Origin of the sequence: Streptomyces sp. SID12501 (assembly GCF_010550245.1) — a bacterium.
Lineage (GTDB): Bacteria > Actinomycetota > Actinomycetes > Streptomycetales > Streptomycetaceae > Streptomyces.
The window spans coordinates 1-15,838 of the sequence record NZ_JAAGLU010000078.1 but is presented as its reverse complement, the minus strand read 5'-3'; the positions used below and the strand labels follow the sequence as shown (position 1 = coordinate 15,838).

Below are 15,838 nucleotides of genomic sequence, written 5' to 3'. Positions count from 1 at the left end.
TACGTCCAGCTCTCGCCGCCGCACACCACCGCGGTGTCCTGCGGTGCGCGCCGGGCCGCCGCGGCGATCGCCGCGTCGACGGTCCGCTCGGGTCCGGTGACCGCGCCGGGCTCCGGCCGGCCGGAGCCGCGGCCGAGCAACTCGGCGCGGAGCGGCGGCGGCAGCAGGTCGACGTCGGCCAGCCGGCGGTCCGGGTCGGCGGTGACCGACTCCAGCAGCCGGATCCAGCAGTCGGCCAGCCGCTCGACGGTGGCCGCGTCGAACAGGGCGGTGGCGTACTCGGCGAGACCGAGCAGCGAGCCGTCGGGGCGGCGCTGGAGCACGAAGGTCAGGTCGGTGCGGGCGGTGCGCCAGGCCCTGCGGAAAGCGGCCACGTCACCGGCGTCGACCGCGGTGCCGGTGCGGCCCTCCTCGTGGACGTCGAACATCACCTGGTAGAGCGGGGTGCGGGCCGGGTCGCGGGTGTCGACCAGCTCCGCCACCAGCCGGTCGAACGGCAGCTCCTGGTGGGCGAAGGCCGTGCGGGCGGTGTCGCGGACCCGGACCAGCGCCTCCCGGAACGGTGTGCCGGCAGGCGCGTCGCAGCGCAGCACCAGCGTGTTGAGGAAGTAGCCCGCCACCTCGGCGACCTCGTCGCCGTGCCGTCCGGCGACCGGCACCCCGACAGGGATGTCCCAGCTACCGCTGAACCGGGCCACCAGCGCGGCGAACGCGGTCAGCAGGGTCTGCTGCAAGGTGGCCCCGCAGCTGCGGCCGAGCGCGGCGGCCCGCTCGGCGAGCGGGGCCGGCACGGTGAAGGTGTGCGCGGCGCCGGCCGCGTCCCGGGTGGCCGGGCGGGGCCGGTCGGCGGGCAGGTCGACCGGGGCGATGCCGTCCAGGGTGTCCTTCCAGTGCGCGAGTTCGGCCGTGAGGAAGGTGTCGGTCAGCCGGGCGCGCCGGTGGGCGGCGTGGTCGGCGTACTGGACGGGCAGGGCGGGCAGGTGCGCGTCGGTGCCGGTGTGCACGGCCTCGGCGAGCGCCTTGAGGTCGCGCTCCAGGACGACGGAGGTCCAGCCGTCGCAGGCGATGTGGTGGATGCTCAGCAGCAGCGTCAGCGTGCCCCGGCCGCGCACCGCGAGGGCCCTGCGCACCGGCCCCCGCGCCAGGTCGAAGGGGACGGCGAAGTCGGCCTCCACCAGAGCGTTCAGCTCGTCCGCGGTGTCGGCGCGGGCGAAGCGGACGTCCCACTCGGCCGGCAGGTCGGCGAGTTGCACCGGCTCGGTGCCGCGCAGCAGGTAGCGGGTACGCAGGATCTCGTGGCGGGCGGCGAGCGCGCTGAGCGCCCGGCGCACGACCGTGTCGTCGTACTCGGCGGGCAGGCTGAGGAAGACCGGCGCGTTCCACTCGGCGCTGCCGGGGCGCAGCCGGTCCAGCAGCCACATGCTCTGCTGGCCGGGCGAGAGCGGCAGGCCGTGCGGGTCGCGGGCGACCGGGGTCACGGACCGCTGCTCCGCGGTTCCGGCGGTGTCGTCCGCCGCCCGGCCGGCGGTGAGCAGCGCGGCCTGCTGCTCCACGGTGGTGGCGGTCAGCAGCGCGGTCGCCGGGAGGTGCCGTCCGGCGGCCCGGGACAGGCCGGCCGCGAGCTGGTTGAGCATCAGCGAGGACCCGCCGAGCTGGAAGAAGTCGTGGGTGGCGCCGATCTCGGCGGCCGGGGTGCCGGTCAGCCGCGCCCACTCCTCGGCGACGACCCGCTCGGCGGGGGTACGGACCGGGATGTGCGCGGTCTCGGCGGCGGCGTCTGCCGGGTCGGGCAGCGCGGACCGGTCGATCTTGCCGTTGGGGGTGAGCGGGAACTCGGTGACCGGCACGTAGGCGGTCGGCACCAGCGGATCCGGCAGCGAGCGGCGCAGGAAGGCGCGCAGCTCCTGCGGGCCGATCGGCTCGCCGCGCGACTGCACCCAGGCGACCAGCCGGTGTCCTCCGCGGCCGTCGGGCACGGCGGCGGCGACGGCGGCCCGCACCCATGGGTGGGCGGCGAGCGCGGCCTCGACCTCGCCGGGCTCGATCCGGACGCCGTTGACCTTGACCTGGTGGTCCAGGCGGCCCAGATACTCCAGGACGCCGTCGGTCCGCCAGCGCGCCCGGTCGCCGGTGCGGTAGAGGCGGGCGCCCGGCCGGTGCGGGTCGGGCACGAAGCGCTCGGCGCTGTGGTCGGGGCGGCCGAGGTAACCGAGGGCGAGACCGACTCCGCCCGCGTGCAGTTCGCCGGGGACGCCGACGGGCACCGGGCGCCCGGCCTGGTCCAGGATGAGGACGCGCATGTTGCCGATGGGCCGCCCGATCGGCACGGCGCCGGTGTCCTGCGCCGGGTCCCAGCGGTGCTCGGTGATGTCGACGGACGCCTCGGTGGGCCCGTAGGTGTTCCAGATCTCCGCCTCGGGCACCCGGTCGTGCAGGGCACGGCACAGCTCGGCGTGGAGCGGCTCTCCGGCGCTGAAGAGCAGGCGCAGGGCGCCGGCGCGTTCCCAGCCGGGCTCCTCGACGAGGCGGCGGTAGACGGACGGTACGCCCTGCAGGATCGTCACGCCGCCGTCGGTGACGGCCCGCAGCAGGGCGGCCGGGTCGCGCTCGGCGCCCTCGGGGGCGAGCACCACGGTGCCGCCCGCGATCAGCGGGGAGAACAGTTCGAGGCCGGCGGCGTCGAAGCCGACGGTCGTCTTCAGCAGCATCCGGTCGCCCGCGCCGACCCGGTGCCGGTGCGCCAGCCAGCGCACCCGGTTGGCGATCCCGCCGTGCGGCACGAGCACGCCCTTGGGGCGGCCGGTGGAGCCGGAGGTGTGCAGGACGTAGGCGGGCTGGTCGGCGTCGGCCGCGAACTGCACTCCCTCGTGATGCAGTTCGCCCTCGGCGCTCTCGGTGCCCTGGACGCCCGGGGCGCCCTGGATCCCCTCGACGGTCAGCGTGCGGACGGTGCCGGGCAGGCTGTCCGCGGTGGCCCGCTCGGCGAGGACGACCGGGTCCCCGGTGTCCGCGAGGACCGCCGCCAGGCGGGCCGCCGGGTGCCGCGGGTCCAGCGGCACATACGCGGCGCCCGCGAGCCAGACGCCGAGGAACGCGGCGACCAGCTCCGGGCCACGGCGCAGGCACACCCCGACGAAGTCGCCGGGACGCACCCCGGCCGACCGCAGCCCGGCCGCGAACCGGCCGGCGAGCGCGTCCAGTTCGGCATAGGTGACGGTGGTGCCGTCGGCGCGGACGACGGCGGGTGCGGCCGGGGTGCGGGCGGCCTGGGCACGGAACAGCGGGAGTATCAGTAGATGGCCGGGGACGCGTCCCGACTTCGCAGGCTCGTTCACGATCTCTCCTCCATCGGGATCAGCGGTGCGGATCAGCTGCCGGCGCCGGCCTCGGCCATGCGGCGGCGCAGGCTCAGCGGGCGCAGGTCGGTCCACAGGGTGCTGATGCGCTCCAGGCACTCCGCGCGGCTGCCCTCGGTGCCCTCGGCGTGCCAGCCGGCGGGCAGGGCGCGGTCGGCCCACCAGATCGAGTACTGCTCCTCGTCGTTGAGCACGACGCGGTACACGTTTTCGTCGCTCATGTGTTCAGTCATGGGGTGTCCCTTCTGCGCGGTGAGGTGTGCCCATGGTCGAACGCAGCGCTATCGGGGGTTTATCGGCCGCCTATACGCCCGCCGAGGACGCCGTGGACAACCACGAGCCCCCGGCGCCGAGGGGCACCGGGGGCTCGTGGTTGTCCTGGACTCGTCGCTGACGAGCGATCAGGCGGCGTTGCTGTTCAGGTTGTTGTTGACGTTGTTGTTGTTCAGGTTGGCCTCGACGTCGTTCGCGAGGATCCACGCCACGTTGGCGGCCTGGTTGTTGACGTTGCCGTTGTTGTTCGCGTTGTTGTTGTTGCGGTTGTTGTTGAGGTTGTTGTTGTTGCGGTTGTTGAGGTTGTTGTTCATAGAGGGGTTCCTTTTCTCTGTGGTGGGCTGTCCGTCCCGTGAACCCAGCTGCACACGGGTCGTGTGCGGCCGGCGGGTCGCTTCATAGCGGCGGAGCGCGGCGGCGATGCCCGCGGCTCCCGATGCCTCCTCCTTGAGGCAGATCGCGAGTGCCACTCCGTCCTCGATGGCCTGGTTGGCTCCCTGTCCGTGGTGCGGGAGCATCGGGTGGGCCGCGTCGCCGAGCAGTGTGGTGCGGGCGGTGCTCCACCGCTCCAGCGGCGCCCGGTCGTACAGCGCCCAGCGGCGCACCTCCCGCGCCGCGCCGACGAGGGCCCGCACCTGCGGCGCCCATCCGGCCAGCGTCGCGTCGAGGTCGGCGGGCCCGGCCGCGCTCGTCCAGGACTCGTCGAGCCCCTCGGGCGCCGGGGTGACGGCGACGTAGGTGAACTGCCGTCCGCCGCGGACCGGGTAGAGCAGTACGCGCCCGGCGGGGCCCACGAACATGTACATCAGCGCGGGGTCGAGGTCCGGCAGCACGGCCGCGTCCACCAGACCCCGCAGCGCGCAGTTGCCGGAGTACACGGGCCGCTCGGACCCGGCCAGCCGACGGCGGACCAGGGAGTGCACGCCGTCCGCGCCGATCAGCGCGGAGGCCCGGGTGACCGTGCCGCCCGCGAACCGGAGCGTGACGCCCTTGGCGCCCTCCTCGTAGCCGGTCAGCTCACGCCCGGTGTGCACCCGCTCGGGGGGCAGTAGCGAGGCGAGCATCCGGTGCAGGTCGCCGCGGTGCACTGTCAGGTAGGGGGCCCCGAACCGCTCCTCCCAGGCGACGCCCATCTCCTGCCGCGCCACCGTGGAGCCGTCGTGGAAGGCGCGGACCTCCAGCGCCTCGGGCCGCACCGCCTTCCGGGCGAGCTGTCCGGCCAGGCCCATACGGGTCAGCAGCCGGGTGCCGTTGGGGCCGAGGTGCATGCCGACGCCCTGTTCGCGCAGGGTGTCGCCCCGCTCGTAGACGTGGACATCGATGCCGCGGCGGTGCAGGGCGGCAGCGGCGGTGAGTCCGCCGATGCCCGCGCCGATCACCGCGATCGTGGTGGTGGTCATCGGTGGTCCCATGCCTTCTCGAAGGAGTCGAAGGAGTTCAAGTCGTCGAAGGAGTTGAAGTCGTCGAAGGCGCCGGTCTCGCCGGAGCCGAGGGCGAGCACGGCGTCCAGGTCGGCTTCGGCGGCCAGTTCGACATCCGTGATCCGGGCGTCCGGGTCCCGTACGGCGGCTGTGAGCATCCGCTCGTAGCCGTCCGCGAACCGCTCGACGGTCGTCCGGTCCAGGACGTCGGTGTCGTAGGAGAAGACCGCGGTCACGCCCTCGGGGGTCTGCTCGATACGCAGCAGCAGGTCCAGCTGGCCCTCCTGCTGCGGTACGTCGATCAGGGCGATGCCGAGACCGGCGTACGGGATCGCACGGCCGACCGCCCGGCCCGGCGGCACGTTGGGCACCGGCGGTTCCATGCGGTCCATGTGGACCAGGAACAGCGCGGCGCGGAACAGGGTGGCCTGCGGGAAGGCCAGGCCGCACGGGTAACGCACGCCCAGCATGCCCCGCATGATCCGCTCACCGGCCTGCGCGGCGGCGTCCCGGAAGGTGGTGCCGGTCCCGAACTCGGCTCGCACCGGGATGGTGTTGAGGAAGCAGCCGATCACGTCCCGCTGACCGCGGCCGGAGCGGCTGGAGGCCGGCACCCCGAGCAGGAAGTCGTCCTGCCCGGTCCAGCGGTGGGTCAGCGACTGGAACACGGCGAGCAGGTACGCGAAGGGTGTCACGCCCGCCGCGCCCGCCGCCGCGCCGATCCCGTCGGCGGCCTCGGGGTCGAGCCGCCGTACGACCGTATCGCCGCGCAGCGAGCGCACCCGGGGGCGCGGCCGGTCCAGCGGCAGTTCGGCCGGGGCCGATCCGGCGACCGACTCCCGCCAGGCGACAGCGGCCCGCAGACCGGCCTCGGAGGCGGTGTGGGCCAGCTCCGCCGCCGCGTGCTCGGTGTACGAGCCCTTCAGCGGACGCCAGCCGGGCGCGGTGCCGGCGGCGTGGGCCGCGTAGGCGTCGAGGACGTCACGGACCAGCAGCCAGCGGGAGGTGAAGTCGCTGACGATGTGGTGGGCGGAGGTGACCAGCGCCCAGTCGTCGTCGGCGCGGCGCAGCAGCACCACCCGGAAGGTCCCCGACTCCAGCCGGAACGGCCGGGCCCCGGCCTCCTCGGCGGCGCGCAGCAGCCCGTCCTCGTCGATTCCGTCGAGGTCCCGCAGTTCCAGCCGTACGACGGGTGCGTCGGAGGCCGTACGGACCGGGCGTCCGCCGTGTTCGGCGAAGACGGAGCGCAGGAGTTCCTGGCGTTCGCCGACCGTGGTGACGGCGGCGTCCATGGCGACGGGGTCGACCCGGCCGCTCAGCCGCAGCGGCATCACGATGTTGTAGGCGGCGCTGTCCGGGGCGATGCGGTACGCGGTCCACATCGCCTCCTGGATCGAGGTCAGCGGCAGGGCGGGCACGGCGGTGCTCATCCGCAGCCTCCCGCGTGGCTCAGGTCGGAGGCCGGGCCGCCGACGAGGGCGAGGCCGGGCTCGGCGGGCTCGGGGTTCTCCGCGGCGGGCGCCGGGGCGTGCTCGGGGAAGGTCGCCACGAAGTCGGCGACCCGGTCCAGGCCCCAGAAGGGCTCCGCGCCGTGGATGAAGTACGGCACCCCGAACACTCCGTCGCGGTCCACGTCCACCAGGGCCTTGGCGCCCTGCGCCCGGATCTCCGGGTCGTCGGTGACGGCGCCGACCTCTCCGGCGTCCAGGCCGATGGAGACGGCCAGTTCGCGCACGGTGGCCGGATCGCACAGGTCGCGGCCCTCCAGCCAGCGGGCCCTGCCCGCCCGCTCCACCCACGCCTGGCCCAGGCCCCGGCGCTCGGCGAGGAACCATGTCAGGTGTGCGGGCTCCCACCACGGGTCGGCGTCCACCGGCCAGGTCACGGTGAGCCCGCGGGCCGCGGCGAGCCGGCGCACGTCCCGCAGTATGTAGAACTGCTTGGCCCGGGACATCGGGACATAGGGGAACTCGGCGCCCGCCTCGGCCAGCAGCTTCCGACTGGTCTCGTCGGGCTCCCAGAAGGGCCGCCACTCCAGCCGGTCGAGCAGGCCGGGGTGGTTCTCGCGCAGCTCGCGCAGCGCGAAGAAGCTGTAGGGGCTGCGCAGGTTGAAGTAGAACCGCGGCGGCCGGGCGGCGCGTGGCATGGCTGACTCCTTTGGGCGGGTGGGGTTGTCAGACGACCAGTCCGCCGTCGACGGCGAAGACCTGTCCGGTGATGTAGGCGGCGCGGTCGCCGGCCAGGAAGGACACCAGTTCCGCGACCTCCTGGGGTTCGCCGAAGCGGCCCAGCGGGATGCGGCGGGTCATCTCCTTGGCGTGCTTCTCGGAGAGGCCGCCGGTCATGTCGGTGCTGATGAACCCCGGGGCGACGGCGTTGGCGCGGATGCCGGAGCGTCCTGCCTCCTTGGCGAAGGCCGCGGTGAAGCCGATGATCCCGGCCTTGGACGCGGAGTAGTTGGTCTGCGTGGCGTGGCCCGCCGCGGCGACCGAGGAGAGCGTGACGACAGTGCCGCGGCGGCGCTTGAGCATGGAGAAGGCGAGCGTGCGGACGACGTTGTAGGTGCCGTCGAGGTTGGTGCGCACCACGGCGTCCCAGTCCTCGTCGGCCATCATCGCCAGGTGGCTGTCGCGGACGATCCCGGCTGCGGTGACCACCACGTCCACCGGTCCGAGCAGCTCCTCGGTCTCGGCCGCGAACGCGGCCACCGCGGCCCGGTCCGTCACGTCGACGCGGCGGGCCAGGGTGCGGGCGCCGTGTGCGGCGGCCGACTTGGCGGCGAGTGCGGCCGCCTCCTCGTTCGACTGGTAGCACAGTGCGACGTCATGGCCGTCGCGGGCCAGGGTCTCCACGACAGCCCGCCCGATCCCGCGCGAACCGCCGGTGACCAGGGCAACCGGCCTCGGTGTGTCGGACATGTGACGTGCCTTTCTCCTCGGTGACGCAACGGGTGTCGCGGGTGCCTCAGGCCAGCCGCAGCAGCAGCGCGCCGACGGTGCCGTCGCGGTCGGCCGCGGTGATCAGGGCGAGCCGGTCCACCAGGCTCGGGTCGCTCTCCGCCTCGGCGAGCGCGGCGGCGAGCTGGAAGGCGGCGGAGGCCGCGCCGGCGTCGCCGACCAGGGAGCGCACCGGGATCCGGTTGCCGGTCAGCCCGTCGAGGGCGGACTCCTCCTGCTTGCCGAGCAGGCCGGGCGGGTTGCCGGGCACGATCAGTTCGACGTCGCCGGGGGCGGCGTCCGCGTCGGCCAGGACGTCGGCGACGCAGCGTTCCAGCGCCGCTCCGGCCCGTCCCGTGTCCTGGAAGGCGCGGAAACGGGAGCCGAGGACCGAGGCGAGCACGGGCCGGCCTCCCTCTCGGGCGGCCGAGGCCTCCTCCAGGAGGAAGAGCGCGGCGCCCTCGCCGAGCGGCTGCGGTTCGGCGCCGCCGTGGTCGGCGACCCGTTCCAGCCGGGCCCGCTGTACGGAGAACTCCTCGGCCGCGCCGGCCAGCAGCGCCGTGCCGTGTCCGCCGCGCAACAGCCGGGAGGCGTACTGGAGGGCGAGCAGGGCGGTGGCGGCGCCGCCGGAGACGGTGACGTTGGGGCCCTTGAGGGTGTGCCGGATGGCACTGGTGCCGGCGGGGCAGTTCATGACGGTGTTGGGGAAGCGCGCCGGGTCGACGAGGTAGGGCTTGGCGCCGGTGAGCGCGTCCCGGGTGAAGTCCATGATCGACTGGACGCTGCCGGAGGTGCCGAGCACCAGGCCGGTGCGCTCCGGGTCGGCGGCGAGTCCGGCACCGTACTCGTCGAGGAGCATGCCGACCGTGGTGGCCGCGATGCCGGTGACCCGGTCCATGGAACGGGTGCCCTTGCGGCCGAGGACGGCCCTGATGTCGAAGCCGGGGATCAGCCCGGCCTCCGGGTAGGGAACCGGCCAGGTGTCCGCGTCCACCGGCGCGACCGCCCGCCGCCCGGACCTGAGGCCCTCGGTGAAGCCGTTCCTGCCCAGTCCGTACGGCGAGGACACGGCCCAGCCGGATATCGCCAGCCGGGGCGCGGCTGCGTTCGCCTGGAGCGCCATGCTCGTCAACTCCTCTCAAGGTTGCGGCCGCCGGCTCTCACGCCGCCTGCTCCCACTTGCCGAGCACCAGGACGGCGTTGTTGCCGCCGAAGGCGAGCCCGTTGTTCTGAACGACCCTCAGCTCCGCCTCGACCGCCTCGTTGGGCACGCAGTCGACCGCGCACTCGGGGTCGGTCGAACGGTGGTTGATCGTCGGGGGGATGAAGCCGTCCCGCAGCGCCAGCGCGCAGGCCGCGGAGGCGAGGGCGCTGGCGGCGCCCATGGTGTGGCCGATCATCGACTTGATGGAGACCGTGCGCGGCAGGGTGTCGCCGAACACCTGCCGGATCGCGCCGACCTCGGTCACGTCGTTGGCCCTGGTGCCGGTGCCGTGCGCGGAGATGAAGTCGACGTCCGCGGCCTCGATGCCGGCGTTGCGGTGTGCCGCGGTGATGCAGCGGGCGATGGAGTCCCGGTCCGGGGCCACCGGGTGGCTGGCGTCGCAGGACAGGCCGTAGCCGAGCACCTCGGCGTAGATCCGGGCGCCGCGGGCGAGCGCGGACTCCAGCGACTCCATCAGCAGGATGCCGGAGCCCTCGCCGGTCAGGATGCCCTGCCGGTCGGCGTCGAAGGGGCGGCACACGTCGGGTGCGATGGTGCCGAGCCGGTAGAAGCCGGTGAAGGTCTTGCGGCACAGTGCGTCCGCGCCGCCGCACAGCGCCATCTCGACGTCTCCGGAGCTGATCGCGTCATAGCCGTAGCCGACCGCGTAGTTGCCGGCCGCGCAGGCGGTGGGCACCGTGACGGTCTCCACGTCCTCCAGGCCGAGTTCGCGGACGATGCCGGCCGACAGCCGGCCGGGCCACACCCGGCGGGCCGCCACCTCGTCGAGGGTGTCCTCGCCCCCGGCGACCTGGAGCGCGGTGAGGTGGTCCAGGTCGCGGGACTCACCGTCGGTGGTGCCGACCGAGACCAGCGAGCGCACGTCGCGCACCTGCTGTGCGGTCAGGCCCGCGTCGGCGACCGCCATCCGGCTCGCGGCGACCGCGAACTGCGCGGCCCGGCCCAGGTCGTCCGGGGACGTGGTGGCCAGCCAGGCCGACGGGTCGAAGTCGGTGATCTCGCAGGCGTTGGAGTACGCGAAGCCGGTGGTGTCGAAGGCGCTGATCGGTTTCACGCCGCTGCGGCCGGCCCGCAGGCCGGCGGCGAAGGCGTCGACACCGGTGCCGATGCTCGTCACCACGCCGAGGCCGGTGACGACCACCCGGTGCCGGGCGCCGCGCCCGCCGCGGCCCGGCGTCGCGTCCCCGCTCACTTGGCCTGCGCCTCGGCGACCACGGCGTAGACGCCGGCGAGGTTGACCATGCGGCTGAGCTCGGACTGCGTCAGGGTGATGCCGAAGGTCCGCTCCAGGGAGGAGAGGATCTCGATGGTGCGCAGCGAGTCGGCGTCGTGCTCCTCCTTGAACAGGCTGACGTCGGTGACCTCGTCGAGCTCGAGCTCGAGGATGTCGCAGACGATCTCCTTGATCTCCGTCTTCTGCCCGTCGTCCAGGGCGGGGAGCTGAGTGGTCATCGGATACCTCCGTGCATCGGTGTCGGCCGCGCGGGCCTCGGGTGGTGGTGTTCGGGGATGTGTCCATGGTGGCGGGGCCCGCTATCGGTGCCCTATATTCGCCAACTCCCCTAAATCTGCGGCGAGTTGGGGTGGCAGACCACTGTCCTGCGACAGCTCGGCGACCTCGCCGAAGTGCCGGCTCACCCAGGTGTCGTCGTAGATCGTGTCGAGGTAGCGGTCTCCGCCGTCGGGCAGGATCAGCACGACGTTGGAGCCGGGTTCGAGGCCCGGTGCGATGCGGTCCAGCGCGGAGACCACGGCTCCCGAGGAGCCGCCCGCGAGGATCGCCTCTCGCCGTACGAGCCGGCGGCAGCCCACCACACAGTCCAGGTCGGTGACATGGACGACGTGATCGGCGTCCGAGGGCCGCAGCAGTTTGGGCCGGATCGACGCGCCGTGGCCCGGCACCAGCCGGGTGCAGCCGGTGGTCCGGCCGAACAGCACGCTGCCGACGGCGTCCACCGCGTGCACGGTCGTCGTCAGACCGCTCTGCCTGATGTACTCGGCGCAACCGCCCAGCGTGCCGCCGGTGCCGGCCGCCAGGATCAGGTGGTCGACCTTGCCGTCCAGCGCCTCGGCGATCTCGCGCATCGTGGTCAGGTGCGCCTGCCGGTTGAGCGGGTTGGCGTACTGGTCGGGCCAGTACGAGTCGGGTGTCGAGGCCAGCAGTTCGGCCACCCTGCGCAGCCGCATGGGCAGCAGCTCCCCGGTGACCGGGTCCGGGTCGGTGACGACCTCGACCCGGGCGCCGTAGGCCCGCAGGATCGCGAGGTTCTGCTGGGTGGTGCGCGCGTCGACCACGCAGATGAAACGCAGTCCGAAGTACGCACAGATCTGGGCGAGTCCGACCGCGAGGTTCCCGGAACTGGACTCGATCACCGTGGAACGACCGGGCACGAGCTCCCCGGAGCGGATCCGGGGCAGCACCATCGAGAGCGCCGACCGGTCCTTGACACTGCCGCCGGGATTGAACCGCTCGGCCTTGGCGAACAGCCGTACCGGTATGTCGGGTGCGAGCCGCTCCAGCTCTATGAGCGGAGTTTTTCCCACCACGGACAGGATTCCCCGGAGTTCGGCAGGTGGCATACCGGGAAGTCCGCCCGGTCCCTGGGCAACGGCATTCCCGTCTTCGTACGGCATCTGATGCAGCCATCCTCTGCTGGGAGTTGCGGGGCGGTTTTCGATGCCAACCAAGAATCGTCGAGCCGCCTATACCTCACCCATACGAACCTGCTCAAGCGGCAATTCCGGACACCTATAGATGCCGCATAGCGGGCCAGCCGATTCTGGCGTGTAAACGTACTCGACAGCATGAAAAGTCGCTGCACACAAAGGCGCACAGACGCACCCGACCGGAGAAATGAGCTCCCCTATGACCGACATCGGTACGACCGACACCGACTCCCGCATCCGCAAAGTAGTCATCCTCGGCGGTGGCACGGCCGGCTGGATGACCGCCGCCTACCTCGGCAAGGCGCTCCAGGGCACCGTCGACATCCAGGTACTGGAGGCCCCGGCCATTCCCCGGATCGGCGTGGGCGAGGCCACCGTGCCGAATCTGCACCGCGTGCTCTTCGACTACCTCGGCATATCCGAGGAGGAGTGGATGCGCGAGTGCAACGCCAGCTTCAAGATGGCCGTGCGCTTCGTCAACTGGCGCACCCCGGGCCGCGGCGAGCCCGGGGCGCGCACGCTGGACAGCGGCCGGCCGGACCACTTCTACCACCCGTTCGGCATCCTGCCCGACCACGACAACACCCCGCTGTCCCACTACTGGTACAAGAACAGGCACGAGGGCCGCACCGACGAGCCGTTCGACTACGCCTGCTTCCGCGAGCCACCGGTGATGGACGCGAAGAAGTCACCGAAGTGGCTCGACGGCACCGAGTCCACCCGGTACGCCTGGCACTTCGACGCCGCCCTGGTCGCCGACTTCCTGCGCCGCTTCGCCACCGACAAGCAGGGCGTGGAGCACATCCAGGACGAGATGGTGCGCGTCGAGCAGGACGGGCGCGGCTATGTCACGGCCCTGCACACCAAGTCCGGCCGGGTGCTCGACGCCGACCTGTTCGTCGACTGCTCGGGCTTCCGCGGGCTGCTGATCAACAAGGCGCTGGGCGAGCCGTTCGTCGACATGAGCGACCACCTGATGTGCGACAGCGCGGTGGCCACCGCCGTGCCGCACGACGACGAGGCGAACGGGGTCGAGCCGTACACCTCGGCCATCGCGATGTCCTCCGGCTGGGCCTGGAAGATTCCGATGCTGGGCCGTTTCGGGTCCGGTTACGTCTATTCCAGCAGATTCACCTCGCAGGACGAGGCGACCGCGGAGTTCTGTGAACTGTGGGGGCTCGACCCCGCGGAGACGAAGTTCAACCACGTCCGTTTCCGGGTCGGCCGCAACCGCCGCGCCTGGGTCAACAACGTGGTGAGCATAGGCCTTTCCTCGTGCTTCCTGGAGCCGCTGGAGTCGACCGGCATCTACTTCATCACCGCCGCGATCTACCAGCTCGCCAAGCACTTCCCCGACCGCACCTTCAACCCCGCCCTGGTGAACAGCTTCAACCAGGAGATCGAGGTGATGTTCGACGACACCCGTGACTTCATCCAGGCGCATTTCTACTACGCGCCGCGCAACGACTCGCCGTTCTGGCAGGCCCAGAAGGAGCTGAAGCTGCCGGAGAACATCCAGCGGAAGATCGAGGAGTACAAGGCGGGCCTCCCGGTCAATTCCCCGATCGCCGACGAGTCCACTTACTACGGGAACTTCGAGGCGGAGTTCCGCAACTTCTGGACCAACGGCAGCTATTACTGCATCTTCGCCGGCCTCGGCCTGGAGCCGGACACGCCGCTGCCCGCGCTCGCCCACAAGCCGGAGTCCGTCGCGGGCGCCCAGCCGCTGTTCGACAAGGTCAAGCAGGAGCAGCAGCACCTGCTGGACACGCTGCCGAGCGCCTACGACTACCTGCGCAGCCTGCACGGAAAGTAGCCCCCGACCGCCCTCGACCACGGATCGGCCCGGCGGCGCTGAGCCAACACAGCCCGCCGGGCCGGACCCGCACCGTCCCGATTCCGCCCGATCCTGCTTCCGACAGGAGCCGACCGCATGACTGGTACAGCTGAGACGACAACCACCCTCTCGACCACTTCGACCCCTTCGGCGGCGCCGGCCGCCGCGCCCGACTCCACCGGCATACGTTCCCTGATGGCGTCCTTCCCCTCCGGGGTCAGCGTGGTGACCGCGCTCGGCGCCGACTCCGCCCCGCGCGGGATGACGTGCAGCTCGCTGGCGAGCGTGGCCCTGGACCCGGCGACCCTGGTGGTCTGCCTGCGCACCGCCGGCCCGACCCTCCGCGCAGCCCTGGACAGCGGGCACTTCGCTCTGAACCTGCTGCACGAGGAGGCGCGGACCGTCTCCGACCTGTTCGCCTCCGGCAGCACCGACCGGTTCGCGCACGCCGAGTGGCGGCTCCCGCTGGGTGCCGCGGGGCCGCACCTGACGGAGGCCGCGCTCGCCGTCGCGGACTGCACGGTGGTGCACGCCGTGGAGGTCGGCGACCACACGGCCGTCTTCGGCCGGGTCACCCGTGTCACCCACACCGACGGCAGATCACCGCTGCTCTACGGCAGACGCCGGTACGCCCGCTGGTCGGCGGCCGCGTCGGCCCCTGCGCCGGAGGCACGGCCCGCGCCGGCCCCCGCCCTGCCCGCACCCGCGCTCACCGTGTCCTCACCCCTGGAAGGAGAAGCCCGTGTCGGCTCCTGACCCGCTGCCCGGCCTGCTCGTCGCCGTACCCGTGGTGATCGCCGTGTGCCGTATCGGCGCGCTGCTCTTCCGCCGGATCGGGCAGCCCCCGGTCATCGGCGAGATCACCCTCGGCATCCTGCTCGGCCCGTCGCTGCTCGGCTGGATCTCCCCCGCCGCCCAGCACTGGCTGTTCCCGGCGGAGATCCTCCCCCACCTGCTGGTGCTGGGCAATCTCGGCCTGCTCGCCTTCATGTTCCTGGTCGGCCTGGAGCTGGACCTGTCGGCCCTGCGCGGCCACAGCCGTACAGCGGTCGCCGTCTCCTACGTCGGTATCGCGCTGCCTCTGCTGCTGGGCGCGCTGCTGGCGCTCGGGATGTACGGCCCGTTCGCTCCGGCCGGGGTGGGCCGGCTGCCGTTCGTCCTGTTCGTCGCCGTATCGATGAGCATCACCGCCTTCCCGGTGCTGGCCCGGATCCTCACCGACCGCGGCCTCTACACCACTCCCCTCGGGTCGCTGGCGATGGCCTGCGCGGCTGTGGACGACGTCAGCGCGTGGTGCCTGCTGGCGCTGGTCGCGGCGGTCAGCACCAGCGGCTCGGCGGAGCAGGCGGCCGTCACCGCTGCCTGGTCGCTGGTCTTCGTGGCCTGCATGATGTGCCTGGTCCGGCCGGTGCTGGCCCGACTGGCCCGGCAGACCGGCAGGGCCGCGGAGAGCTCGGTCCTGGTGTTCGTCTTCGCCGGCCTGTGCGTGTCGGCCTTCGTCACGGACGGCATCGGCATCCACGCCCTGTTCGGCGCGTTCTTCTTCGGCGTGGTCATGCCCCGCGGTTCCCGGGCGGTCGAACTGTCCGCCGCCCGGCTGCGGGCGTTCACCGTCCCGGTGCTGCTGCCGCTGTTCTTCGTCAGCACCGGCTTGCGCACCGACGTCTCGCTGCTCACCGGTGACGCCACCCAGTGGCTGTGGGCCGGCGCCGTCCTGGCGGTGGCCATGCTCGGCAAGTTCGGCGGCAGTACGGCGGCGGCACGGCTGTCGGGCCAGTCCTGGCGGGACGCGATGTCGGTCGGCGCGCTGATGAACTGCCGCGGCCTGACCGAGCTTGTCGTCCTCAACGTCGGCCTGGAACTGGGCGTCATCGGCCCTGACCTGTTCACCATCCTGGTCCTGATGGCCCTGATCACCACGGCCATGACCTCCCCCGCCCTCACCTGGTTCCGCCGTACACCGGCCCCGGAACCGTCCGTCCCCGTCCCCCAGCCGGTCACCGCCGCGTGACGCGGCCCGCCGCAGGCGGGTCCGCCCGACAGGCCGCCCCGGCCACTCCGGCCCGGACCGGTGCGGGTCCACCCGGACGCGCGCCACGGCCCCCACCGCACGCCGGTCCGGA

General features: G+C 72.6%; 13 protein-coding genes. 3 read left to right on the top strand and 10 right to left on the bottom strand.

The window, feature by feature from the left end:
* From G3I71_RS43980 to sbnA, 10 genes are all read right to left on the bottom strand, one after another.
* Positions 1-3,335 (bottom strand): non-ribosomal peptide synthetase (locus tag G3I71_RS43980; RefSeq protein ID WP_164324331.1); only part of this gene is annotated, 3,335 nt, incomplete at its 3' end.
* 32 nt (positions 3,336-3,367) lie between these two features.
* A complete protein-coding gene (locus G3I71_RS43975) occupies positions 3,368-3,589 on the bottom strand; it encodes an MbtH family NRPS accessory protein (RefSeq protein WP_164324329.1) in 222 nt (73 codons plus the stop codon).
* A gap of 168 nt (positions 3,590-3,757) precedes the next feature.
* Positions 3,758-5,029, bottom strand: a complete 1,272-nt coding sequence (locus G3I71_RS43970) for an FAD-dependent monooxygenase (protein ID WP_164324327.1) — start codon at positions 5,027-5,029, stop codon at positions 3,758-3,760.
* Positions 5,026-6,480, bottom strand: coding sequence for a condensation domain-containing protein (locus G3I71_RS43965; RefSeq protein ID WP_164324325.1), 1,455 nt, complete (start codon positions 6,478-6,480; stop codon positions 5,026-5,028). The genes G3I71_RS43970 and G3I71_RS43965 overlap by 4 nt, the downstream gene beginning before the upstream one ends.
* Positions 6,477-7,196, bottom strand: a complete 720-nt coding sequence (locus G3I71_RS43960) for a 2-hydroxychromene-2-carboxylate isomerase (RefSeq protein WP_164324323.1) — start codon at positions 7,194-7,196, stop codon at positions 6,477-6,479. Before G3I71_RS43960 ends, G3I71_RS43965 begins: the two co-directional genes overlap by 4 nt.
* A 28-nt stretch (positions 7,197-7,224) precedes the next feature.
* Positions 7,225-7,968 (bottom strand): 3-oxoacyl-ACP reductase FabG, encoded by a 744-nt coding sequence (gene fabG, locus G3I71_RS43955; protein ID WP_164324321.1) that lies wholly within the window; start codon positions 7,966-7,968, stop codon positions 7,225-7,227.
* 46 nt (positions 7,969-8,014) lie between these two features.
* Positions 8,015-9,109 (bottom strand): beta-ketoacyl synthase N-terminal-like domain-containing protein, encoded by a 1,095-nt coding sequence (locus tag G3I71_RS43950; RefSeq protein WP_164324319.1) that lies wholly within the window; start codon positions 9,107-9,109, stop codon positions 8,015-8,017.
* 37 nt (positions 9,110-9,146) lie between these two features.
* On the bottom strand, positions 9,147-10,403 hold the full coding sequence (locus G3I71_RS43945; RefSeq protein ID WP_164324317.1) for a beta-ketoacyl-[acyl-carrier-protein] synthase family protein: 1,257 nt from the start codon (positions 10,401-10,403) through the stop codon (positions 9,147-9,149).
* Positions 10,400-10,663: an acyl carrier protein gene (locus tag G3I71_RS43940; protein WP_164324315.1), complete on the bottom strand. Its 264-nt coding sequence runs from the start codon at positions 10,661-10,663 to the stop codon at positions 10,400-10,402. Before G3I71_RS43940 ends, G3I71_RS43945 begins: the two co-directional genes overlap by 4 nt.
* A gap of 81 nt (positions 10,664-10,744) precedes the next feature.
* On the bottom strand, positions 10,745-11,791 hold the full coding sequence (gene sbnA, locus G3I71_RS43935) for a 2,3-diaminopropionate biosynthesis protein SbnA (protein ID WP_164324333.1): 1,047 nt from the start codon (positions 11,789-11,791) through the stop codon (positions 10,745-10,747).
* Between the two features lie 286 nt (positions 11,792-12,077).
* On the opposite strand from sbnA, the gene G3I71_RS43930 reads away from it, so the two are divergent.
* The 3 genes from G3I71_RS43930 (at position 12,078) to G3I71_RS43920 (ending at position 15,726) form a co-directional block, all read left to right on the top strand.
* Complete coding sequence (locus G3I71_RS43930) at positions 12,078-13,694, top strand: tryptophan halogenase family protein (protein WP_164324313.1); 1,617 nt, start codon at positions 12,078-12,080, stop codon at positions 13,692-13,694.
* Between the two features lie 117 nt (positions 13,695-13,811).
* Positions 13,812-14,471, top strand: coding sequence for a flavin reductase family protein (locus tag G3I71_RS43925; protein WP_164324311.1), 660 nt, complete (start codon positions 13,812-13,814; stop codon positions 14,469-14,471).
* Positions 14,458-15,726, top strand: a complete 1,269-nt coding sequence (locus G3I71_RS43920; RefSeq protein WP_164324309.1) for a cation:proton antiporter — start codon at positions 14,458-14,460, stop codon at positions 15,724-15,726. The genes G3I71_RS43925 and G3I71_RS43920 overlap by 14 nt, the downstream gene beginning before the upstream one ends.
* Positions 15,727-15,838 lie beyond the last annotated feature (112 nt).

What these genes read in the sequence shown, in the direction of transcription:
- G3I71_RS43975 (WP_164324329.1), bottom strand. Translation starts at nt 3,589, where the DNA reads ATGACTGAACACATGAGCGACGAAAACGTGTACCGCGTCGTGCTCAAC.
- G3I71_RS43970 (WP_164324327.1), bottom strand. Translation starts at nt 5,029, where the DNA reads ATGACCACCACCACGATCGCGGTGATCGGCGCGGGCATCGGCGGACTC.
- G3I71_RS43965 (WP_164324325.1), bottom strand. Translation starts at nt 6,480, where the DNA reads ATGAGCACCGCCGTGCCCGCCCTGCCGCTGACCTCGATCCAGGAGGCG.
- G3I71_RS43960 (WP_164324323.1), bottom strand. Translation starts at nt 7,196, where the DNA reads ATGCCACGCGCCGCCCGGCCGCCGCGGTTCTACTTCAACCTGCGCAGC.
- fabG (WP_164324321.1), bottom strand. Translation starts at nt 7,968, where the DNA reads ATGTCCGACACACCGAGGCCGGTTGCCCTGGTCACCGGCGGTTCGCGC.
- G3I71_RS43950 (WP_164324319.1), bottom strand. Translation starts at nt 9,109, where the DNA reads ATGGCGCTCCAGGCGAACGCAGCCGCGCCCCGGCTGGCGATATCCGGC.
- G3I71_RS43940 (WP_164324315.1), bottom strand. Translation starts at nt 10,663, where the DNA reads ATGACCACTCAGCTCCCCGCCCTGGACGACGGGCAGAAGACGGAGATC.
- sbnA (WP_164324333.1), bottom strand. Translation starts at nt 11,791, where the DNA reads ATGCCACCTGCCGAACTCCGGGGAATCCTGTCCGTGGTGGGAAAAACT.
- G3I71_RS43930 (WP_164324313.1), top strand. Translation starts at nt 12,078, where the DNA reads ATGACCGACATCGGTACGACCGACACCGACTCCCGCATCCGCAAAGTA.
- G3I71_RS43925 (WP_164324311.1), top strand. Translation starts at nt 13,812, where the DNA reads ATGACTGGTACAGCTGAGACGACAACCACCCTCTCGACCACTTCGACC.